16 protein-coding genes and 2 tRNA genes are annotated in these 22,866 nt (G+C 63.3%); 10 read left to right on the plus strand and 8 right to left on the minus strand.

Annotated elements, in window-relative coordinates:
• Positions 1–109 precede the first annotated feature (109 nt).
• A complete protein-coding gene (locus GIB19_RS04925; protein WP_274884016.1) occupies positions 110–4,141 on the minus strand; it encodes a bifunctional nitrate reductase/sulfite reductase flavoprotein subunit alpha in 4,032 nt (1,343 codons plus the stop codon).
• Between the two features lie 290 nt (positions 4,142–4,431).
• Here GIB19_RS04925 and map point away from each other — a divergent pair, with 290 nt between their 5' ends.
• Positions 4,432–5,208 carry a type I methionyl aminopeptidase gene (map, locus tag GIB19_RS04930; protein ID WP_155951454.1) on the plus strand — a complete coding sequence of 259 codons (777 nt, stop codon included), beginning with the start codon at positions 4,432–4,434 and terminating at the stop codon, positions 5,206–5,208.
• Between the two features lie 229 nt (positions 5,209–5,437).
• Here map and GIB19_RS04935 read toward each other — a convergent pair.
• Both GIB19_RS04935 and GIB19_RS04940 read right to left on the minus strand, forming a co-directional pair.
• Positions 5,438–5,514, minus strand: a tRNA-Asp gene (locus GIB19_RS04935).
• A 13-nt stretch (positions 5,515–5,527) separates the two neighbouring features.
• A tRNA-Val gene (locus GIB19_RS04940) sits at positions 5,528–5,603 on the minus strand.
• A 217-nt stretch (positions 5,604–5,820) separates the two neighbouring features.
• Here GIB19_RS04940 and rdgC point away from each other — a divergent pair.
• The 3 genes from rdgC to sugE all read left to right on the plus strand — a co-directional run bounded on the left by rdgC (position 5,821) and on the right by sugE (position 8,407).
• Positions 5,821–6,741 (plus strand): recombination-associated protein RdgC, encoded by a 921-nt coding sequence (rdgC, locus tag GIB19_RS04945; protein WP_085272776.1) that lies wholly within the window; start codon positions 5,821–5,823, stop codon positions 6,739–6,741.
• A gap of 163 nt (positions 6,742–6,904) precedes the next feature.
• Positions 6,905–7,870 (plus strand): bile acid:sodium symporter family protein, encoded by a 966-nt coding sequence (locus tag GIB19_RS04950; protein WP_027595888.1) that lies wholly within the window; start codon positions 6,905–6,907, stop codon positions 7,868–7,870.
• A 219-nt stretch (positions 7,871–8,089) separates the two neighbouring features.
• Positions 8,090–8,407 carry a quaternary ammonium compound efflux SMR transporter SugE gene (gene sugE, locus GIB19_RS04955; protein WP_019470182.1) on the plus strand — a complete coding sequence of 106 codons (318 nt, stop codon included), beginning with the start codon at positions 8,090–8,092 and terminating at the stop codon, positions 8,405–8,407.
• Between the two features lie 10 nt (positions 8,408–8,417).
• Here sugE and GIB19_RS04960 read toward each other — a convergent pair whose 3' ends face one another.
• Positions 8,418–10,295: an MFS transporter gene (locus tag GIB19_RS04960; RefSeq protein WP_027595887.1), complete on the minus strand. Its 1,878-nt coding sequence runs from the start codon at positions 10,293–10,295 to the stop codon at positions 8,418–8,420.
• A 144-nt stretch (positions 10,296–10,439) separates the two neighbouring features.
• Between GIB19_RS04960 and GIB19_RS04965 the strand changes: the two genes are divergently transcribed.
• A complete protein-coding gene (locus GIB19_RS04965) occupies positions 10,440–11,618 on the plus strand; it encodes an MFS transporter (RefSeq protein ID WP_274884018.1) in 1,179 nt (392 codons plus the stop codon).
• A gap of 233 nt (positions 11,619–11,851) precedes the next feature.
• Positions 11,852–15,328 carry a hybrid sensor histidine kinase/response regulator gene (locus tag GIB19_RS04970; RefSeq protein WP_274884019.1) on the plus strand — a complete coding sequence of 1,159 codons (3,477 nt, stop codon included), beginning with the start codon at positions 11,852–11,854 and terminating at the stop codon, positions 15,326–15,328.
• Here the strand turns inward: GIB19_RS04970 and rmuC are convergent.
• Positions 15,300–16,673, minus strand: coding sequence for a DNA recombination protein RmuC (gene rmuC, locus GIB19_RS04975; protein WP_172960404.1), 1,374 nt, complete (start codon positions 16,671–16,673; stop codon positions 15,300–15,302). The genes GIB19_RS04970 and rmuC overlap by 29 nt on opposite strands.
• Before the next feature lie 194 nt (positions 16,674–16,867).
• Entirely contained in the window at positions 16,868–17,287 is a 420-nt protein-coding gene (locus GIB19_RS04980) for a tetratricopeptide repeat protein (RefSeq protein ID WP_085272811.1), read from the minus strand.
• A 954-nt stretch (positions 17,288–18,241) separates the two neighbouring features.
• Between GIB19_RS04980 and GIB19_RS04985 the strand changes: the two genes are divergently transcribed.
• The 3 genes from GIB19_RS04985 (at position 18,242) to GIB19_RS04995 (ending at position 20,610) form a co-directional block, all read left to right on the plus strand.
• Entirely contained in the window at positions 18,242–18,466 is a 225-nt protein-coding gene (locus GIB19_RS04985; RefSeq protein WP_027595881.1) for a hypothetical protein, read from the plus strand.
• Between the two features lie 249 nt (positions 18,467–18,715).
• Positions 18,716–19,198, plus strand: a complete 483-nt coding sequence (locus tag GIB19_RS04990) for a hypothetical protein (RefSeq protein WP_027595880.1) — start codon at positions 18,716–18,718, stop codon at positions 19,196–19,198.
• A 146-nt stretch (positions 19,199–19,344) separates the two neighbouring features.
• Positions 19,345–20,610, plus strand: coding sequence for an OmpP1/FadL family transporter (locus tag GIB19_RS04995; protein WP_099428522.1), 1,266 nt, complete (start codon positions 19,345–19,347; stop codon positions 20,608–20,610).
• Between the two features lie 42 nt (positions 20,611–20,652).
• Here GIB19_RS04995 and GIB19_RS05000 read toward each other — a convergent pair whose 3' ends face one another.
• Positions 20,653–21,582, minus strand: coding sequence for a LysR family transcriptional regulator (locus GIB19_RS05000; protein ID WP_099428521.1), 930 nt, complete (start codon positions 21,580–21,582; stop codon positions 20,653–20,655).
• A 115-nt stretch (positions 21,583–21,697) separates the two neighbouring features.
• On the opposite strand from GIB19_RS05000, the gene GIB19_RS05005 reads away from it, so the two are divergent.
• Entirely contained in the window at positions 21,698–21,958 is a 261-nt protein-coding gene (locus GIB19_RS05005; RefSeq protein ID WP_027595877.1) for a DUF2798 domain-containing protein, read from the plus strand.
• Between the two features lie 346 nt (positions 21,959–22,304).
• On the opposite strand, the gene GIB19_RS05010 is transcribed toward GIB19_RS05005, so the two are convergent.
• Positions 22,305–22,856: a glutathione peroxidase gene (locus GIB19_RS05010; protein WP_027595876.1), complete on the minus strand. Its 552-nt coding sequence runs from the start codon at positions 22,854–22,856 to the stop codon at positions 22,305–22,307.
• Positions 22,857–22,866: the final 10 nt, after the last annotated feature.

Consider the following 22,866-nt stretch of genomic DNA (forward strand, 5'->3'; position numbering starts at 1 on the left):
CCTACAGGGAGTGTGCAGAACCGGTAGGAGCAGCCTTGTGCTGCGAAGAGGCCGATACAGGCACCCCAAACCGCACAGCCAAGGTGCACCCCTCCCCATCCCGGTGCACTCAATACACATCGCGCCGATAGCGCTTGGCCTTGCTCAATGCCTCTACATACGCATCCGCCGCAGCCTCGCTCATACCGCCATGCTGCGCGACGATCGCGCGCAAGGCGCTGTCCACATCCTTGGCCATGCGCTGGGCATCGCCGCACACATAGAAGCACGCGCCCGCCTCCAGCCACCGCCAGAGGTCAGCGCCCTGCTCGTGCATGCGCTGCTGCACATAGATTTTCTCGGGCTGGTCGCGCGAGAAAGCGGTATCCAGGCGCACATGGCCGGTCGCCTGCCAAGCTTGCAACTGCGCCTGGTAATAGAAGTCACTGGCCGCAGACTGCTCACCGAAAAACAGCCAGTTCTGCCCACTGGCCCCACGCGCTTCGCGTTCTTCCAGAAACGCCCGAAACGGCGCGATACCCGTGCCTGGGCCGACCATGATCACCGGCACATTGTCGTCCTCAGGCAGGCGAAAATGCTTCGATGCCTGCGGGAAGATCGCCACCTTGATGCCTTGCGCACGGTCGGCCAGAAAGGTCGAGCAGGCCCCTTTGCGCTGCCCGTAACGCACCGTCGAGACCGTCAGGTGAACTTGGCCGGGGTGCGCCAACGGGCTGGAACTGATCGAGTACAAGCGCGGCTGCAACGGCTTGAGCAGGTCAAGCCAGGTGGCCAATGGCAGGTCTTGCGGGAACTCGCGCAGTACGTCCGCCAACTGCCGCCCCCACAACCAGCGCTGCAGCTCGGCCTTGTGCTCAGGCTGAAGCAGCCGGCGCAGGTCCGCCGCCGTCTGGCTGAACACCTGCAACTGCGCAGGGGTGACCTTGGCGATTTCCAGGTGGGCTTGCATGGCAACGGCCAGCGGCAGCGCAGGCTGGCCTTTGACCTCAACCAGGGCCTGGCCATCGAGGCGCATCAGTGCCAGCAACTCCTCGACCAACGCCGGGCAATTGCGCGGCCATACGCCCAAGGCATCGCCCGGCTGGTAGGTAAACGTGCTGCCCGACAGGTCGAACACCAGTTGGCGCGTCTCCTTGCTGGCACCTGGGGCGTTGAGCACGCGGTTTTCCAACAAGGTGGCCGACCAAGGTTGCTGCTTGCTGTACGCCTCCACGGGCGCGGGTACGCTGCTCGCCTGGGGCGCGGCGGCGCTGCCCAACTGTGATGACAAGGCGTCGAGCCAGGTGGCGAATGCCTCATCGAAGTCCGGCTCGCAGTCCACCCGTGGTAACAACCGCCGCCCGCCCAGCTCGGCCAGGCGCTGATCGAGCTTGCGGCCAAACCCGCAAAACTGGTCGTAACTGGAGTCACCCAAGGCCAACACGGCGTAAGGCACGTCGGCACAATGGGCGCCCTCCTCGCCTTGCAGGGCTTGCCAAAACGCCGTCGCACTGTCGGGCGCATCGCCATCGCCGAAGGTACTGGCGATCAGTACGACACTGGCCGCGCCGTGCAACTGCTGCGGGCTGACCGCTGCCATGCAACTGAGCTGCACAGCGAGGCCGGCGCCACGCAGGCGTTCGGCACAGCGTTCGGCCAGTGCCTCACCGTTACCGGTTTGCGAGGCCCACAGCACCTGATGCTGGGGCGCCGCAAGCGCCGAGCTGGGCAGTTCCGACGGCTGGGCGAACAACCCCGCCAATAGCCCATCGACGAACAGCCGCCGGCTTGCGGCCAGCGGCGCACTGGCCGGCAGGCTGGGCACCCCCTCAGCGCGGGCCTGGTCCAGGCCGAGCAAAAAGCCCTGCAAGTAATGACGCTCCTCCTCGGCCAGCACCGGGGCTGGCAGGGTGTCCAGGCCAAGCAGACGGGACAGGGTGGCGGTCGGCATGCGGGCAGGCTCCGGGTTGGCAGTGGCGGCGCTCAGGTCAACGGCGTCGATACGTTCGCCGGCAACCCGCTGCAGGGCCACGGCGCAGTGTTTGAAGGCCGGCTGCAGCGACAGCGGGTCGACGGCATCGCAGGTCACGGCATTGATCGCCAGCTGCTCGCCCATCACATCGTTCCAGTGGAAGGGGGCGAAACAGTTGCCCGGCATGACCCGATCACTGACCCGTGCCGGCAACAGCGCCTGCCCCCGCCGCGAGCGGATGGCCACCTGGTCCGTGTCGCGAATACCCAGGCGCGCGGCATCGTCAGGGTGCAGCTCGACAAAGGGGCCGGGCTCGAGTTTGTTCAGCGCAGGCACCTTGCCGGTCTTGGTCAGGGTGTGCCATTGGTGCTGCACACGGCCGGTGTTGAGCACCATTGGGTAGTCCGCGTCGGGCAGCTCGGGCGCAGGCAGCCAAGGGCGGGCGAAGAAGCGCGCTTTGCCACTGGCCGTCGGAAACGCCAGCGCCGGGCGCTTGCCCTGGGCGTCGAGCAACAGCGGCTGGCTGCTTCCGTCGTTCTGGTAACGCAGCGGGCTGCGCGGGGCCTCATGCCCTGGCGCGCAGGGCCACTGGCGCGGCTGCGCGCGCAGGTCGGTGTAGCCGATACCGCGCAGGTCGTAGCCGGTTGCCGGGTTGTGGAAACGGCGAATTTCTTCGTACACCGCTTCGGCATTGGGGTAGTCGAAGGCATCGGCATAGCCCATGGCGCAGGCGATGCGGGCGATGATCTGCCAGTCCGGCAGGCTTTGGCCTGGGGGTGCCACGGCGCGGGGCATCAAGGTCAGGTTGCGTTCACTGTTAATCATCACGCCCTCGCCTTCGGCCCACAGCGCGGCCGGCAACAGGATGTCGGCGTAGCGGTTGGTCTCGGTGTCGAGAAACGCATCCTGGGTGATCACCAGTTCAGCCTGGCCCAAGCCGTCGATCACCTGCTGGCGGTTGGCGACGCTGGCCACCGGGTTGCTGCAGATGATCCAGCACGCCTTGACCTCGCCGCGCTTCATCTGCTCGAACAGCGCCACGGTGCCCTCGCCGCCTTCGCTGCGCAGGCTGCCTGGGGCCAGCTGCCACTGGTTTTCGACGAAGGCGCGGTCGGCGGCCACCAACGCCGATCGCTGCCCCGGCAGGCCCGGCCCCATGTAGCCCATCTCGCGGCCGCCCATGGCATTCGGTTGCCCGGTGAGGGAGAACGGCCCGCTGCCAGGGCGGCAAATGGCGCCGGTGGCCAGGTGCAGGTTGCAGATCGCGTTGCTGTGCCAGGTGCCATGGATGCTCTGGTTAAGGCCCATGGTCCAGCAGCTCATCCAGTCCTTGGCACCGCCGAGCCATTCGGCGGCGGTGCGGATGTCGGCTTCGCTCAGGCCGGTGATGGCGGCGACGCGGGCGGGGCTGTAGTCCTCCAGGAATGCAGGCAGGTCTTCCCAGCCCTCGGTGTGACGGGCGATGAAGTCAGCGTTTGTGTGGCCGTTCTGGTGCAGCAGGTGCAGCAAGCCATTGAGTAGGGCCATGTCGGTGCCCGGGCGTACCTGCAAGAACAGGTCGGCCTTGTCTGCGGTGGCCGTGCGCCGGGGGTCGACGACGATCAGCCTGGCGCCGGCTTTCAGCCGGTCGAGCAGGCGCAGGAACAGGATCGGGTGACAGTCGGCCATGTTGGCGCCGATCACCAGAAACACCTCCGCGTGCTCGAAGTCCTGGTAGCTGCCGGGCGGGCCATCGGCGCCCAATGACAGCTTGTAGCCGCTGCCAGCGCTGGCCATGCACAGCCGTGAATTGGACTCGATATGGCGGGTGCGGATAAAACCCTTGGCCAGTTTGTTGGCCAGGTACTGCGCCTCCAGCGACATCTGCCCCGACACATACAAGGCCACGGCATCAGGGCCGTGCTGGTCGATAATGCCGCGCAGGCGCTCGGCGGCCTGGGCGATGGCCGGCTCCAGGCCTGTGCGCGCCGGTTGCTGGCTGCGCTGCTGGCGCAGGTAGGCGTCTTCCATGCGCCCGGCCGCGCTCAGCGGTACGTGCGCGGTCAGGCCCTTGGTGCACAGGCGGCCAAAATTGCTGGGGTGCTGCTTGTCGCCGCTGATCTTGCTGACTTTGCCATCGGCCACGCTCATGACAATGCCGCAGCCGACGCCGCAATACGGGCAGACACTGCGTACTTCGCTGCTGCTCATGGGCCGGTCTCCTGGTAAAAACACAAAAGGCGCCGGCTGCCCCGGCTTGCATGGCAAGCGGGGCAACACGGCGCCTTTGTCGTGAAAATGTGCGGGCAATCGGCATTGATTGCCCTGGGTAGAGGCAAGCCAGCAATTACCGGGCCAGCTGTACTGGCCTTATCGCGGGCAAGCCCGCTCCTACAGGGCCTGCGCTATCAGGGAAGGTTTGGCGCACCATGCGGTGGCATCTCGCAGGCTCGCAGCGCTATGCTGGGGCACATTTCAGCCAGAGTTACTGCCCTCCCCCCATGTCCCAGGTGATCCTCAAAACCCCCGCCCAACTCGACGTGATGCGCAACGCCGGCCAGCTACTGGCCCAGGTATTTGCAGAGCTCGACCGTTTCATACGCCCTGGCGTAACCACGATGCAGATCAACGACCTTGCCGAGGCGTTCATCGTCGACAGCCTGAAGGCACGCCCGGCGAGCAAGGGCCAGTATGGGTTCCCCTACGCGCTCAATACGTCAGTGGACCATGTGGTCTGCCACGGCATGCCGAAGGCTGATGAAGTGCTGAAGGAAGGGTCGATCATCAATGTCGACATCACCCTCGAACAAGGCGGCTATATCGCCGATTCGTCGAAGATGTATTGCCTTGGCGTGATCAGCGATGAGGCCCGGCGGTTGGTCGACACCACCTATGACGCGCTATGGAAAGGCATCGAGCAAGTGCGCCCGGGGGCGACGCTGGGTGACATTGGCCATGCTATCCAGGCCCATGCCGAAGCAGCGGGCTACAGCGTGGTGCGCGAATATTGTGGGCATGGCATTGGCCAGCAGATGCATGAAAAGCCGGAGGTGCTGCATTACGGGCAGCGCGGCATGGGCATGGCGCTCAAGCCTGGCATGGTGTTTACCATCGAACCGATGATCAACCAGGGCGGGCGTGGGACACGGACGTTGAAGGACGGGTGGACGGTGATCACCCGCGACCATACGCTGTCTGCGCAGTGGGAACATACCGTGGCGGTGACTGAGGCGGGGGTTGAGGTGCTGACGTTGCGGGAGGAAGAACGCAAGCGTTGATACCGCAGCGCGGCACAGACCCTGTGGGAGCGGGTTCACCCGCGAACACCGGCGAAGCCGGTGCCATACACCGCGTCGCCTTGTTCGCGGGTAAACCCGCTCCCACAGGCCCCTGCTAACTGAATACGATAGGCTTGGCGCAGCAAAATTCAGCACAAACAAAAAAAGCGACCCTAAGGTCGCTTTTCCTGTAACTTCCGGGTGTTCAGTGGGCCCTGGAAGTTGAATATGGCGCAGCGGACGGGACTCGAACCCGCGACCCCCGGCGTGACAGGCCGGTATTCTAACCGACTGAACTACCGCTGCGCTATACATCGAGTGGTGGGTGATGACGGGATCGAACCGCCGACCCTCTGCTTGTAAGGCAGATGCTCTCCCGGCTGAGCTAATCACCCTTTCGTCTCGGTGTGGCGCGCATTCTACGGATGAGCCCCCACCCTGGCAAGCACTTTTTTCGACTTTTTTAAAAATTTTTTCGAAGCCTTTCAAAGACCTAGCAACGCTGGGCTTTTCTTCCTTTATATAAGGGTGCTGGCCCTCTGACAGGGTTGGACGGGAACCACCGCTCGGAGAATAATGCCCGCCTTATGCATTAAGGAGAGATTGCCCCTCATGTGGTTCAAGAACCTGCTGACCTACCGCCTGACCCAGGATGTTCCATTCGAAGCCGAAGCACTGGAAACCGCCCTGGCCAGCAAGCCGGCCCGTCCCTGCGCCAGCCAGGAGCTGACCACCTATGGCTTCGTCGCGCCATTCGGCAAGGGCGAAGACGCTCCCCTGGTGCACGTCAGCGGCGAGTTCCTGCTGATCGCCGCGCGCAAGGAAGAACGTATCCTCCCAAGCAGCGTGGTGAATGACGCCGTCAAGGAGAAGGTCGAAGAGATCGAGACCGAGCAGATGCGCAAGGTCTATAAAAAGGAACGCGACCAGATCAAGGACGAGATCATCCAGGCCTTCCTGCCGCGCGCCTTCATTCGTCGCTCAATGATCTTCGCCGCCATCGCCCCGCGCCTGGGTGTGATCCTGGTCAACTCGGCCAGCGCCAAGCGTGCCGAAGACCTGCTGTCGACCCTGCGTGAAGTGATGGGCTCGCTGCCGGTACGCCCCGCTACCGTGAAGATCGCGCCAGCGGCCACCATGACCGACTGGGTCAAGTCGCAGCAAGCGGCCGAAGGCTTCTATGTACTGGACGAGTGCGAGCTGCGCGACACCGCCGAAGACGGTGGCATCGTGCGCTGCAAGCGCCAGGACCTGACCAGCGAAGAAATCCAGCTGCACCTGAGCACCGGCAAGGTGGTCACCCAGCTGGCCCTGGCCTGGCAGGACAAACTGTCGTTCGTGCTCGACGACAAGATGGTCATCAAGCGCCTGAAGTTCGAGGAGCTGCTGCAAGAGCAGGCCGAACAGGATGGCGGTGATGAGGCCCAGCAGCAGTTCGATGCCAGCTTCCTGCTGATGATGATGACCTTTACCGAATTCCTCCCAGTGCTGTTCGAGGCCTTGGGTGGGGAGGAGATTCCGCAAGGGGTCTAACCTTCATGCTTTGCCGGTGCTGGCCTGATCGTTAATCGTTGGCCAGTACCGGCCCTTTCGCGGGCAAGCCCGCTGCCACAGGTGCTTGCTCACCCAGTGGCAGCGGGCTTGCCCGCGAAAGGGCCCCGGAAACTCACCTCTATATAAGTACAAGGACTTTCCCATGCGCGCCCTCGCCGCCCTCAGCCGCTTCGTCGGCAATACCTTCGCCCTCTGGGTGTTGGTGTTCGCCGTGCTGGCCTTCCTGCAACCGCAGTGGTTCATCGCCTTGAAAGTGGCCATCGTGCCGCTGCTGGGGCTGGTGATGTTCGGCATGGGCCTGACTCTCAAGCTCGACGACTTCGCTGCCCTCGCCCGCCAACCCTGGCGAGTGATGCTGGGGGTGGTGGCGCATTTCGTGATCATGCCGGGTATGGCCTGGCTGCTCTGCCAGCTGTTCCACTTGCCCGCCGAGATCGCCGTCGGGGTGATTCTGGTCGGCTGCTGCCCAAGCGGCACCGCCTCGAACGTGATGGTCTGGCTGTCCAAGGGCGACCTGGCGCTGGCGGTGGCGATCGCTGCGGTCACCACCTTGCTCGCCCCGCTGCTGACCCCAGCGCTGATCTGGTTCCTGGCCTCGGCCTGGCTGCCGGTCTCGTTCATGGACATGTTCTGGTCGATCCTGCAGCTGGTCATGCTGCCGATCGTGCTCGGCGTGCTGGCCCAGCGCCTGTTGGGCGCTCGGGTGCAGGCCGCAGTGCAGGTGTTGCCGCTGGTGTCGGTGGTGAGCATCGTCATGATCGTCTGCGCGGTGGTGGCGGCCAGCCAGGCGAAGATCGCCGAGTCGGGGCTGCTGATCATGGCGGTGGTGATGCTGCACAACAGCTTTGGCTATTTGCTGGGGTACCTGACCGGCAAGCTGTGCAAGTTGCCGCTGGCCCAACGCAAGTCGCTGGCGCTGGAGGTGGGCATGCAGAACTCCGGGCTGGGGGCGGCACTGGCGGCGGCACACTTCTCGCCATTGGCCGCGGTGCCGAGTGCGTTGTTCAGCGTTTGGCACAATATTTCCGGGGCGTTGCTGTCAACCTGGTTCCGGCGCCTGGAAGCGCCTTCGTCAGCCGTTGAGAATGGCGAGCCAGCCAGGGATTGATGCTGCCTGGCCTGGCCTCTTCGCGGGCAAGCCCGCTCCCACAGGTACCCCACATTCCCTGAGAGCTGTGGAGTACTTGTGGGACCTGAAGAGGCCGGCACAGGCTTGCCGGGCATTCAGAAAATGTGCACCCTATTGCCCACTGTGAGGACGACCTCACGACGCACCGCGTGACCATTCCGGGGACGGCCCCATCCTTCACAACGATGGAGACACAGCATGTCCTGGATCATTCTTTTCTTCGCCGGCCTGTTCGAGGTCGGCTGGGCCGTCGGCCTGAAATACACCGACGGTTTCAGCAAGCCAATCCCCACCGTACTCACCGTCGGCGCCATGGTCATCAGCCTCGGCCTGCTGGGCCTGGCCATGAAGGAGCTGCCGCTGGGCACCGCCTATGCCATCTGGACCGGCGTCGGCGCTGTGGGCACGGTAATCGCCGGGATCATCCTGTTTGGCGAATCCATGGCCTTGGTGCGGCTGGTCAGTGTGGCGCTGATCGTCTGTGGCCTGATCGGCCTGAAAGTCAGCGCCAGCTGACCCGCGCGCGCTAACGCAGGTCGCCGCGCAAGCGGCTGACCTGCTCACGCAACGCATCCGGCTGCGCCGCCTCCACCGGGATGGCGGTGCCAGCCACGATGGTCACCCGCGACCACAAGCGCTTGAAAAACCCCTTGCCCGGGTCTCGGCTGAAGAAGCTGCCCCACAGCCCCTGCAATGCCAAGGGAATCACCGGCACCGGGGTTTCGCTGAGAATGCGGTTGACCCCGCCTTTGAACACATCGATCTCGCCATCACCGGTCAACTTGCCCTCCGGGAAGATACACACCAACTCACCCGCCGCCAGGTACTCGGCGATACGCGCGAAGGCACGTTCGTAAATGGCCTCGTCCTCACCGCGCCCGGCAATCGGGATGGCACCTGCGGTGCGGAACACGAAGTTGAGCACCGGCAGGTTGTAGATCTTGTAGTACATGACAAAGCGGATCGGCCGGCGGATCGCACCGCCGAGCAGCAGCGCGTCAACGAACGAAACGTGATTGCACACCAGCAGCGCCGCCCCTTCATCGGGGATGCGCTCCAGGTCGCGGTGCTCCACGCGGTACATCGAGTGGCTGAGCAGCCAGATCAGGAAACGCATGGTGAACTCGGGCACGATCCTGAAGATGTAGGCGTTGACCGCGATGTTGAGCAACGACACCACCAGGAACAACTGCGGGATGGTCAGTTCGGCCAGCCCCAGCAGGACGATGGTGAGGATTGCCGAAACCACCATGAACAACGCATTGAGGATGTTGTTGGCGGCGATCACCCGGGCCCGCTGATCTTCGGCCGTGCGCGCCTGGATCAAGGCATACAGCGGCACGATATAAAAGCCGCCGAACACCCCGAGCCCGACGATCGACACCAGGATCCACCAGGCCTGGCTCATGCCCAGCAGCGCCAGCCAGTCGTGCGGCAGCGCCGCCGCCGGCACATCGCCGGAATGCCACCACCAGAGCAGGCCGAACAGGGTCAGGCCGAACGAGCCGAACGGCACCAGGCCGATTTCCACCTTGCGCCCGCTAAGCCGCTCGCACAGCAGCGAGCCGAGGGCGATGCCCACCGAGAACAGGGTCAGCACCAGGGTCACTACAGTGCCGTCGCCATGCAGCCAGTCCTTGGCGTACGCCGGGATCTGGGTCAGGTAGATGGCGCCGACGAACCAGAACCACGAGTTGCCCACGATCGAGCGCGACACCGCAGGCGTCTGCCCCAGGCCCATACGCAGGATCGCCCAGGACTGCTTGAAGATGTTCCAGTCCAGGCGCATCTGCGGTGACACCGCCGCGGCACGCGGGATCCAGCGGCTGGCCAGGTAGCCCAGCACAGCAGTGCCCACCACGCCCCCGGCCACCACCGTGGCATAGCTGGCCGACGACATCATCACCCCGGCGCCGATGGTGCCGGCGAGGATCGCCAAAAAGGTGCCCATTTCGACCAGCCCGTTACCACCCACCAGCTCTTCTTCACGCAGGGCCTGCGGCAGGATCGAATACTTCACCGGCCCGAACAGCGCCGAATGGGTACCCATGCCGAACAACGCCACCAGCATCAACGCAAGGTGATTGGTGATAAAGCCCAAGGCGCCGATGGCCATGATGCCGATCTCGGCCAGCTTGATCGCACGGATCAGCGCATCCTTGGCGAACTTCTCGCCAAACTGCCCACCCAGCGCCGAAAACAGGAAGAACGGCAGGATGAACAGCAACGCGCAGAGGTTGACCCAGATCGAACGGTCACCGTCCCCCAGGCTGAGCTTGAACAGGATCGCCAGGATCAGCGATTGCTTGAACAGGTTGTCGTTGAACGCACCCAGCGACTGGGTGATGAAGAACGGCAGGAAGCGCCGCTTGCCGAGCAAGGTGAATTGCGAGGTGTGACTCATCGTCCTTGTTCCCTGAGGGGCTTTTAGCGTTGGAGGCGCGCAGGGCGCGAAAAGCCACAAATCTGCAGGGTAAAGCTTACTGCTGACAAGCCCTCTGCGGACTTATGCTGATACCCGGCAACCCCCAACGACAAGGAAGTGGCAATGATCGCCGCCCTCAAGCGCTACCCAGCGGCCGTACGCCTGCTGCTGGCTACCACCTTTACCCTGACCCTGGCCCGCGCCCTTACCCTGCCCTTTCTGGTGGTATACCTGGCAAACAACTTCCAGCTGCCGGTGAGCCAGATCGGCCTGTTGATTGGCGGCGCGCTGATCATCGCCTCGCTGCTGAGCTTATACGGCGGCCACCTGGTGGACACCGTACGCACTCACACGCTGGTGGTCGTCAGCACCCTGGTGTTTGCCCTGGCGTTCGTCGGCGCCATGGCCAGCCCCTCGGCTGCGTTGTTCTTCCTGTGCCTGGTACTGATCAACCTGGCCCTGGCCGTGGTCGACATTGCCGCCAAAGCCGGCTTTTGCGCGCTGTTGCCGGTGGCAGAACGCGCCGAGGTGTTCGCCATCAACTACACCTTGAGAAACGTCGGCTACGCCGCCGGCCCGTTGCTGGGGGTGGCCATGCTGGAGCTGGACGACCACCTGCCCTTCATCGCCTCGGCATTGATCGGCCTGGGAACTGGCCTGACCTATCAGCGCCTGGGCGACCGTGGCCTGCAGGCCGCTGCCCTGGCGCAACCGGGGGCCACTTTCGCGCAAGTAGCGCTAGGCCTGGCCCGTGACCGGCGGCTGGTGTACTTCACCTTGGGCGGTGTGCTCAGCGCCGTGGTGTTCGGCCAGTTCGGGGCCTACCTGTCGCAGTACCTGATAGTGACCACCAGCCCGGCCGAGGCGGCGCGCCTGGTTGGCTACCTGGTGACCACCAACGCCATCACGGTGATTGCCCTGCAATACCTGATCGGCCGGCGTATCAGCCGCCAGCGCCTGATGCCTTGGCTGCTGGCCGGGATGGGCCTGTTCATCGCCGGGCTGCTGGGGTTTTCATGGGCAAGCACGGTGCCGATGTGGTGCCTGGCGATGCTGGTGTTCACCCTGGGGGAAATCGTCGTGATACCCGCCGAGTACATGTTCATTGACCTGATCGCCCCAGAGCACCTGCGCGGGGTGTATTACGGTGCACAGAACCTGTCCAACCTGGGCGCGGCGCTGGGGCCGGTGATGGTCGGGTTTGCCCTCGGGCACTGGTGGCCGGGGGTAATCTTCTACCTGCTGGTGTTGTCGGTGATACTGGCGGGGGTGTTTTACTGGCGGGGTACCCGCAGGTATTGATGTTGCCTGTACCGGCCTCTTCGCGGGTAAACCCGCTCCCACAGGTACTGCGCAGCGCTCAAGCCGGTGGTGTTCCTGTGGGAGCGGGTTTACCCGCGAAGAGGCCGGTACAGGTGTAGGCCGATCCCTGCGACGACTCGCCACTGCGACCATCGTCGGCGCTGACGAACCTGCGCCTGCGTGCCAGACTGATTGATCGGGACCGCGTTACCTTTATTTGCTCCGGAGTTTTCATGTCGTTGTCCAGTGGGCTGATCGCCGTGGTCGCCCTGGCCTATATGGCCATCATGTTCGCCATCGCCTTTTACGGCGACCGACGCAGCACACCGTTGCCGCCGAAGCTGCGTGCCTGGGTGTACAGCCTGTCGCTGGCCGTGTACTGCACCAGCTGGACCTTCTTCGGTGCCGTCGGCCAGGCTGCCGAACAGCTCTGGGCGTTCCTGCCGATTTACCTGGGCCCGGTACTGCTGCTGATTTTCGCACCTTGGGTGCTGCAGAAGATGGTGCTGATCAGCAAGCAGCAGAACATCACCTCGATCGCCGACTTCATCGCCGCACGCTACGGCAAATCGCAGACCCTGGCCGTGGTAGTGGCGCTGATCTGCCTGGTCGGCGTGCTGCCCTACATCGCCTTGCAGCTCAAAGGCATCGTGCTGGGCGTCAACCTGCTGATCGGCGCCAACGCCGACGCCACCGGCACCCGCGTGCAGGACACCGCGCTGGTGGTATCGCTGGTGCTGGCACTGTTCGCCATCGTCTTCGGCACGCGCAGCCTGGACGTGACCGAGCACCACCGCGGCATGGTCCTGGCGATTGCTTTCGAGTCGTTGATCAAGCTGTTGGCGTTCCTGGCCGTGGGCATCTTCGTGGTGTTCAACCTGTACGACGGCTTTGACGACTTGTTCAGCCAGGCGCGCCAATCGATCCAGCTGGAAAGCTACTGGCAGGAGACCATCAACTGGCCATCGATGGTGGTGCAAACCGCGGTGGCCATGATGGCGATCATCTGCCTGCCACGGCAGTTCCATGTCACCGTGGTGGAGAACATCGAACCGCAGGACATGCGCCTGGCCCGCTGGGTGTTCCCGATGTACCTGGCGCTGGCTGCGCTGTTCGTGGTGCCAATCGCCCTGGCCGGGCAGATGCTGCTGCCGGGCACGGTGATGTCCGACTCGTTCGTCATCAGCCTGCCCCTGGCCGAAGCCCACCCGAGCCTGGCCCTGCTGGCCTTCATCGGTGGCGCCTCGGCGGCCACTGGCATGGTCATCGTCGAAGCCGTGGCGCTGTCGACCATGGTCTCCAACGACATGCTGCTGCCCTGGCTGCTGCGCCGCAACAATGCCGAGCGCCCGTTCGAAGCGTTCCGCCACTGGATGCTCTCGGTACGCCGGGTGACCATCGTGGTGATCCTGCTGCTGGCCTATGTCAGCTATCGCCTGCTCGGTTCGACCGCGAGCCTGGCGACCATCGGGCAGATCGCCTTCGCCGCCGTGACCCAGCTCACCCCGGCCATGCTCGGCGCGCTGTACTGGAAGCAAGCCAACCGGCGCGGCGTGTTCGCCGGCCTCGCCGCCGGCATCTTCCTGTGGTTCTACACCCTGGTGCTGCCGATTGCCGCCCATAGCGTGGGTTGGTCGCTTGAGCTGTTCCCGGGCCTGGCGTGGCTGCATGGCAACCCGCTGAACCTGCCGATCAGCCCACTGACCCAAGGCGTGGTGCTGTCGCTGGCGGGGAACTTCACCTTGTTTGCCTGGGTGTCGGTGCTGTCGCGCACGCGAGTGTCAGAGCACTGGCAGGCTGGCCGCTTCATCGGCCAGCAGACCAGCGCCCGCCCTAGCAGCAAACCGCTGCTGGCGGTGCAGATCGATGACCTGCTGACCCTGGCCTCGCGCTTCGTCGGCGAAGAACGTGCGCGGCAGAGCTTCATCCGCTTCGCCTACCGCCAAGGCAAAGGCTTCAACCCCAACCAGAACGCCGACGGTGACTGGATCGAGCACACCGAGCGCTTGCTCGCCGGGGTGCTCGGCACCTCGTCGACCCGAGCCGTGGTCAAGGCCGCCATCGAAGGCCGCGACATGCAGCTTGAAGACGTGGTGCGCATCGCCGACGAAGCCAGCGAGGTGCTGCAGTTCAACCGCGCGCTGCTGCAAGGGGCTATCGAGAACATCAACCAGGGCATCAGCGTGGTCGACCAGAACCTGCACCTGGTGGCCTGGAACCGTCGCTACCTGGAGCTGTTCAACTACCCCGACGGGCTGATCAGCGTTGGCCGGCCGATTGCCGACATCATCCGCTACAACGCCGAGCGCGGCCTGTGCGGCCCGGGCGAGGCGCAGGTTCACGTGGCGCGGCGCCTGCACTGGATGCGCCAAGGCCGCGCGCATTCCTCCGAGCGGCTGTTCCCCAACGGCCGGGTCATCGAGCTGATCGGCAACCCGATGCCCGGTGGCGGCTTTGTCATGAGCTTCACCGACATCACCCCGTTCCGCGAAGCCGAACAGGCGCTGCGCGATGCCAACGAGGGCCTGGAGCAGCGGGTGGCGGAGCGTACCCATGAGCTGTCGCAGCTCAACCAGGCATTGTCCGAAGCCAAGAGCCAGGCCGAGGCGGTGAGCAAGTCCAAGACCCGCTTCCTGGCCGCGGTCAGCCACGACCTGATGCAACCGCTGAACGCCGCACGGCTGTTCTCCGCCGCCCTCTCGCAACAGGCCGAGGGCATGAACGAGGAGGCCCAGCAACTGGTGCAGCACATGGACAGCTCGCTGCGCTCGGCCGAAGAGCTGATCAGCGACCTGCTGGACATCTCGCGCCTGGAGAACAACAAGATCACCCCGGACGCCAAGCCGTTCGCCCTCAACGAGCTGTTCGACACCCTAGGCGCCGAGTTCAAGGTACTGGCCGCCGAAAAAGGGCTGGAGTTCCGCCTGCGCGGCAGCCGCCTGCGGGTCGACAGCGACATGAAGTTGCTGCGCCGCGTGCTGCAGAACTTCCTGACCAACGCCCTGCGCTATGGCAAAAGCCCGATTCTGCTGGGTGCCCGCCGGCAGGGCGAACGCCTGTGGCTGGAAGTGTGGGACCGCGGCCCGGGGATCGCAGACAACAAGCTGCAAGAGATTTTCCAGGAATTCAAGCGCCTGGACAGCCACCAGACCCGTGCCGAAAAAGGCCTGGGCCTGGGCCTGGCCATCGCCGACGGGCTGTGCCGGGTACTGGGCCATAGCCTGGAAGTGCGCTCATGGCCCGGCAAGGGCACGGTGTTCCGCGTCAGCGTCCCGATCGCCCGCCAAGCGGCGCCCGCGCCCAGCGCGCCGGTGGAGCAGACGGGCCAACCGCTGGCCGGGCTGCAGGTGCTGTGCATCGACAATGAAGACAGCATCCTGATCGGCATGAACAGCCTGCTCAGCCGTTGGGGCTGCCAGGTCTGGACCGCCCGCAACCGCGCCGAATGCGAGGCCTTGCTGGCAAACGGCATGCGCCCGCACCTGGCGCTGGTGGACTACCACCTGGACGACGGCGAAACCGGCACCGAGCTGATGGGCTGGCTACGCGCCCGGCTGGGCGAGCCGGTGCCTGGGGTGGTGATCAGCGCCGACGGCAGCAAAGAGACCATCGCCCTGGTGCATGCCTCAGGCCTGGACTACCTGGCCAAGCCGGTCAAGCCGGCAGCCTTGCGCGCCCTGCTCAATCGGCATCTGAGCCTGGTTCAGTAACCGCTTCGTCCGGCAGGGCTTCATCGGACAGCGCCCGCTCCAGCAAGTCTGCCGGCAGGCTCTTGCTGGCACGGGCACCCAAGAGCTTGAGCTGCTCGCTGCGGCTGACCAGGTTGCCGCGCCCTTCGCACAGTTTGTTGCGCGCTGCAGCGTAGGCCTTGTCCACCTGCTGCAAGCGGTTGCCTAGCTCGTCCAGGTCCTGGATGAACAGCACGAACTTGTCGTAAAGCCAGCCGGCGCGCTCGGCGATCTCGCGGGCGTTCTGGCCTTGGCGTTCCTGCTTCCACAAGCTGTCGATCACCCGCAGTGTGGCCAGCAGCGTGGTCGGGCTGACAATCACGATGTGCCGGTCGAAGGCTTCCTGGAACAGGTTGGGCTCGGCCTGCAAGGCCGCCGAAAAAGCGGCCTCGATGGGCACGAACAGCAGGACGAAATCCAGGCTGTGCAGGCCTTCTAAGCGGTTGTAGTCCTTGCTCGACAGGCCTTTGACGTGGCTGCGCAACGACTGCACATGCTGCTTGAGCGCGGCCTCGTCATTGCTGCCAACAAACTGCTGGTAAGCCGTGAGGCTGACCTTGGCGTCGACCACGACCTGCTTGTCGCCGGGCAACATGATCAGTACATCGGGCTGGAAACGCTCGCCATCGGCGCTCTTCAGGCTGACCTGGGTCTGGTATTCGCGGCCCTTCTCCAGGCCCGCGTGCTCCAGTACCCGCTCCAGGATCATCTCGCCCCAGTTGCCTTGGGTTTTCTGGCCCTTGAGGGCCTGGGTGAGGTTGGTAGCTTCGTCGGACAGGCGCTGGTTGAGCTGCTGCAAGCGCTCCAGTTCCTTGCCCAGGGAGAAACGCTCGCGTGACTCCTGCTGGTAGCTTTCCTCGACGCGCTTCTCAAAGGCCTGGATGCGGTCCTTGAGCGGGTCGAGCAGTTGGCCCAGGTGCTGCTGGCTGGTCTGGGCAAAGCGTTGCTCGCGCTCGTCGAAGATTTTCGTGGCCAGGTCGGAGAACTGGGCACGCAGGGTGTCGCGGGCCTCTTGCAGGTCTTCCAGGCGTTGTTGGTGGTTTTCCTGCTGCTCGCGCAGCTCCGCCTCCAGGCGTGCGCCTTGGGCTTCCAGACGGCGCAACTCGGCTTCACGGTTGGCGCGTTCGAGGCTCCAGGCGTGGGCGGCATCGCGGGCATTGTCGCGGTCGATCTGCAGCAACTCCAGCTCACGGCCCTGGGCTGCCAGCTGGGCTTGCTTGACGGTGTTGGCTTCGCTGAGGTCGCTGACTTCGTCGCGGCTGGCGTCCAGTTGCGCCTGCAACCCGGCCAGGGACAACTGGGCAGCGTTGAGGCGCTCTTCGAGCAGGGCTTGTTCACCCTGCCGGGCGCCCTGGCGACGCTGCACCTGCATGACCCACACCAGGCAGGGCAACGCACCTGCCACCAAGCCCAGCAGAATGCTGGCCAGATCCACTGTCATGGTTACCCCGATCGAACATGATGAATGCTGCGCAGCTTATCAGCCTGGGAACTGGCCTTGCGCCTTTTCACGCGTCACCATCAACCGGAAAACCACTGCCCAAGCAGCCGCCGCGCTTCCTGCGAGCCCTGCGCAGCGGCCAGCTCCAGCCAGTAGCGGGCCTGGTCCGGCTCGCTGGCCTGGCACAGCCGGGCATATTCCAGCTGTGCGCGGCGATCACCGGCGCGGGCAGCCTGGCGCAGCAGCGCGTGGCCGATACGCCGGTCCCGGGCATTGCCGCAATCACGGCACAGCATCTGCCCCAGCCGGCTCTGGGCCACCACCACGCCCTGGCGCGCTGGCTGTTTCAGCAAGCGGCCTGCCAAGTGCTTGACCTGAGGCTTGTCACCCAGGCGCGGGCTGTCGAGCAACCACAGGGCCACTTTCAGGGAGAAGCGTTTGGGTGGAGGCACTGACGAGGCGTCAGCAGGGTTGGCGAGGTGTTTACCGCGAAACTTCATGAGCAACAGGCAAGGTGACTCGAAAGGCGCGCCACTCTACTCCATTTTTCCTGGCATGGCCTGTCGATTTCTGGAGGATTGAAAAAAAATTTCGATGATCTTTTCTTGACGTTTTCGAGTGGATGACCAACCGGTTTAGCGGCGCCCGAAGATTGTCCGACAGTTCCTTGGGTTGCTGGCACACCCGTCCTAGAGCAAGCGCTTTGGACAATCCACAGTTCCTGTGGATAACTCGGTGGACAACCCCCTTCGGTGGCCCTTAAACCCCCGTGAAATGGGGCCTCCAGTCAAACTGACGATTTTTTCACCAGCTAAAATTAGTGTTTTTTTTCATTGACTTAACTCACCAGTCAAGGCATTGGCGACGCTGTAGAGGGCTGTTGCGGGTGTGTTACAGCGTGCGCGCCAAATGTGAACAACTGCCCCTCACGCCTTCATTTGGGTGCACAAAAACAGCACATCCTCGGTAATGACAGCCCTTTGCCCCCCTTCCCAGCCCGCGAAAGAAGCGCCATACTGCTCGGCTAGCCTGGGCAGGTGCACAAACACTTGCCAAAGCATTTTATCTGCGGTAAGGTGCGCCTCGTTAGTACCAAGCTGAAAGTCAATTCTGGCCAGAAGCGTCCTTGCAACGCTGCTCTCCCAAAAGCAGGCATTGCTGAAACCAGGACCGGCCACACTCGATGATTCCCTCGCCAGCCAAACGCTGCCCAGCAAGAATCACCTTGCAGATTGATCAGGATTCCACCCCGACGGCCTAGAACCTTGGCCCCGGCGTGCTGCCTGCCCTCTTAAGTACCTACCAGTCAGCCCAAGCGCCCACATTTGATTGCGCTCTCTCTGGCTGCTTTGTTCCAGTCAGGTTCGTTTCGTCCCTTAATAAAGGCGTCACTGGAACGTTTCTATCATGCACGGATCATACCCTCCGTGTTTAAAGCAGGAACCTCCAATAATATGCAAACTCATCCACACATTCAGGCTGCCATTGGCACCCTTTCCCAGGCCTTCTCGCCGTTGAAGTGCCTTATCGTTGCCCCTCGCAAGGGCAGCTTCAGCTTTACCCTGGTGGACGAACACGGCGTCGCCTGCCACACCGAACGCCTGTACCCTGAACAGTACAGCCGCAAGGAACCCCTGCAGGCAGTGATCGCCCGGACCCGTCAGTCGCTCACCGCGTGAGCGGCGAATACGGCGGCATTCAGGCGCTGAATCATTGCCCAGGTAGCCTGCCTGATCGTTCTTGGCGTAATTGCCCCATGGCATATAGCCTCGAACGTCAGGCAGCAATCGATTTAAAAACAGCTCTTTACACCACGATTATCACACTACACTTCAACTCGAGCGGTGCTAACCGCTTCCGGCGGGCCTGATCATTCACCAGCTGCCAAGCTCCAGCGCCCGTCCGGCCCTTACTTGCTCGAGGGCATCATGGGTATCGCGGCGAATGAATTGTGTCTGTATGTGATCCGACCCACCCTGGTCTACCTGGACCGCCACTGCCCTAGCGCTGAAGCATTGCTACTGGGCATCGCCGCCAGCCAGTCAGCCCTCGGCTCAGCCTTGCACGACCGGCGTGGCCACGGCCTCTACCGCATCGGCGAAACCCGTCACCAGGCGCTCTGGGACGAGTATCTCGCCCGCGACCCTGACCTCGCCAGCCTGGTCCGCGGCCTGGCCAGCCAACACGCCTTTCTTGGCGGCCCCCACCTGGAACTCACGGTAAACCTTCGCTATTCCACTGCCATCGCCTGGATGCTGGTCGAGGCGCAAGCCACGCCCCTGCCTGCTGCTGACGACTTGCTGGGCCTGGCGCGAATCTGGCGCCAGGTTTTCCACCCTCAGGGTCGCCTGCGCGACTTCACCCACGCCTGGCATACCTGCATAGATCAGAGATTGCCTCAGGCATCTTAGGAAACGCCCTACAGCTTTACCGGAAAAAATGGAATTTTGGTCGGATTGTCCTACAAAACCGCTCTATCTCCTGTGATTGAGGCTATAGCGCGGCGGGCAATTTGTTGGTAGCTTTTCGCCCCGGAGATCCCAAGGAGTTTCTAATAATGAAAAAAGTAATGCTCAAAACCTCCCTCGGCGTAGCCGTTGCGCTTGCTTCCAGCCAACTGCTAGCCAGCGGCTTTGCCCTGAACGAACAGAGCATCAGCAGCATGGGGACAGGTTTCGCGGGACGTTCTTCTTCTGCCGAAGATGCCAGCACCGTGTTTGGCAACCCAGCCGGCATGTCCCGCCTCAAGCGCGAACAGATCACCGTGGGCGGCGCCGCCGTCATCGCCAAGTCCGATATCTCGGGCCCTGGCAGCAACCTCGGGGGGGAAACCGATGGTGACATGGTGCCTGTCGTTGGCGTACCCATGGGCTACTACGTCAAGCCGATCGATGATCACTGGAGCGTCGGTTTCGGCGTCTACGTGCCCTTCGGCCTGGTGACCGACTACGGCAGCGACGATGCTGCTCGCTACTGGGGCAAAAAGAGCCACGTCGAGGTGGTGACCTTCCAGCCAACCGTCAGCTACGCCTTCAACGACAAGGTTTCGATCGGTTTCGGTCCAACCATCAACCGCATCAAGGGTGAACTGGGCTCGAGCCTGATCAACCCATTCAGCCCTGGCCGCAACGACGGCGAAGTGAAGATCAAGGGCGATGACACTGCCGTGGGCTACAACATCGGTATCCTGGTACAGGCCACCGACAGCACCCGCGTCGGCCTGACCTACCACTCGATGGTCGACTACAAGCTCGAAGGCAAGACCCGCGTCAGCACCCCGCTGATCGGGCCGTTCAACGGCAACAAGTTCGATGCCACCCTGAAGATCAAGACGCCTGAGTCTGTCGATCTTTCGGTCACCCACGAACTCGACGACCAGTGGACCCTGTACGCAGGTAGCACCTGGACCCGTTGGAGCCGCCTGGAAGACATCACCGTGCAGAACGATGTGCCGGCACCGCTGGCAGGTTCGGCGTTCCAGACCATCTCCGAAGAGCAGAACTGGCACGACACCTGGGCACACGCCATTGGCGCGTCGTACAAGGTCAACAAGGAGTGGGTACTGCGTACCGGCTTCACCGTCGACCAGTCGCCAACCAACAACCACGACCGTTCACCGCGCATCCCGACTGGCGATCGCAAGGTGTTCAGCCTGGGTGCCGGTTGGAGCCCAAGCGAAGACATGACCATCGACGTGGCGTATTCCTACCTGTGGGAAGAGGACACCAAGGTCAACCAGGTCAGCGCGACCAAAGGCAGCTACCAGGCCAAGTACGAAAACAGCGCTCACGGCGTCGGTGCATCCCTCACCTACCGCTTCTGAGTCGCCCCCGCAGTATGGAAAACCGCCCTCGTGGCGGTTTTTTCATGCCTGGATCTTCCAGCTGTCACCCAGGCATTCATGCAGGTAGTCCATGAATGCACGCACCTTCGCGGTCATGGCAAAACGATCGGCCAGGCACAGGTAGATATCCATCGGCTCGGTCTGGGCATAGGCCTGGCCGTTGTCGCTGTATTCGAACACAGGCACCAGCGCGCCGGACGCCAGGTAAGGCCGCACGATGAACTCAGCCAGCCGCGTGATGCCGCCATCGTGCAGGGCCATCTGCGTCAGGGCGTCGATATCGTCACTGATCAGCACAGTGCCGAAATCCGCTTCAAAACGCAGCCCGTCGCGCACGAAGCCCCACCGCAGGAAGCGGCCGTCGACCGGGTAGCGGAACACCAGGCAGCGGTGCTCGCGCAACGCCTCGGGCGTGGCAGGCACGCCGGCGCTTGCCAGGTAACCGGGAGAGGCGCAGCAGATGAATGGAATACGGGCAATGTGCCTCGCCAGCAGGTGGTCCTCCAGCTGCGGGGCGATGCGCAGGCTGACATCGACGTCCTCGCGTGCATGGTTGACCCGTCGATCAGTCGTTACCAACTCTATCGAAAGCTGGGGGTAACGGGCACTGAATGCCGGGATCAAGGGCCCCAGCACATGGCGACCGAAAGCCGAGGTCGAGGCAATGCACAGGCGGCCCTGGGGCTCGCTGTCGGGGGTTGTGACGGCCAGTTCGGCCTGGGCAAGGTCTCGGTCCACCTGCCTGACCCGCTCGTAGTAGAGCGTGCCGGCGGGGGTCAAAGCCATGCTGCGCGTGGTGCGGGTGAGCAAGCGCACCTGCAGATGCGCTTCGAGGCGTGCGAGGTTCTGGCTCACCGCCGCCGGGCTGAGCCCCAGGCTGCGCGCCCCGGCAGCGATGCTGCCGGCCTCTACCACCTTGATGAAGCTGCGGATGGCATTGAGCAAGTCCATGTCGAGCCCTTGGGATTCGTAAGAATCTCTTTATAAAGAACTCAATGACGATGGTCTACAGCCCTGCCACCGACGATTGCTAACCTGCGCCTCCACTCAACTTTCTGGAGTTCGCATGAGCAACCTGTCCCCTACGCGCAGCCGGCGCAAACTGCGCCCCAGTGCCACACCGTACGTGTTCGCCTTCTACATGTCGTCGATCATGGCGTTATTGATGTGCTTCGTGATCACTGCGGCCAACGCCGGGGTGAACCCGCAGTATCTGAGCAACGTATTGAAGGCCTACCAACTGGCCATGCCGGTGGCGTTCCTCTGCGTGCTGATGGTCAGGCCGGTGGTGCTACGGCTGGTGGCGATTACCGTTCACCCCCATTAACGCCCCCCTCATTGATCACCACACCCTTTGTTGAGCAGCCTTGTGCTGCGAAGTGGCCGGTACAGGCAACTGACATAGTCGCTACCTGCACCGGCCTCTTCGCAGCACAAGGCTGCTCCTACAAAAAAAGCGGCACTATGGCTGCGATGCGATGGCCTTCTCGATCGCTGCTCTGAATACCGGGTCGTCCGGCCTGGACGGGTGGCAATCACCGCCCCCCCATTGAATCACTACACCCTTTGTAGGAGGCCTTGTGCTGCGAAGAGGCCGATAAAGGCAACTGACATAGTCGCTACCTGCACCGGCCTCTTCGCAGCACAAGGCTGCTCCTACAAAAAAAGCGGCACTATGGCTGCGATGCGATGGCCTTCTCGATCGCTGCCCTGAAAGCCGGGTCGTCCGGCTTGGTCAGGCTAGAGAAGCTGCCAATCACCTTGCCCTTGCGGTCCACCACGTATTTGTAGAAATTCCACTTCGGCGCATTGCTCTGGCTCGCCAGCTCGCTGAACAGCGGGATCGCATCCTTGCCACGCACCGGCTGGGCCTTGGTCATGGTGAAGGTCACCCCGTAATTGGCGTAGCAGACCTTGGCAATCTTCTCGCTGTCGGCGTCTTCCTGCTTGAAGTCATTAGAAGGCACACCGAGCATCTCCAAGCCCTGCTCGTGGTACTCCTTGTACGTCGCCTCAAGCCCCTCGAACTGCGGCGCAAACCCGCAATAGCTGGCGGTGTTGACCACCACCAGCGGCTTGCCGGCAAAGCGCTGGCACAGATCAACCTGCCCTTTGCCACGCAGTTCGGGCAGGCTGCCCTGCAACACGGCCGGGCAATCCGCAGCCCAGCTCGACGTGGCGGCAAGCAGGGCCAGCACAGGCACCGTCAACCAATGTGCACGCATCGTTCGTTTC

The sequence above is a fragment of the Pseudomonas sp. ITEM 17296 genome (assembly GCF_028895205.1).
Lineage (GTDB): Bacteria > Pseudomonadota > Gammaproteobacteria > Pseudomonadales > Pseudomonadaceae > Aquipseudomonas > Aquipseudomonas kermanshahensis.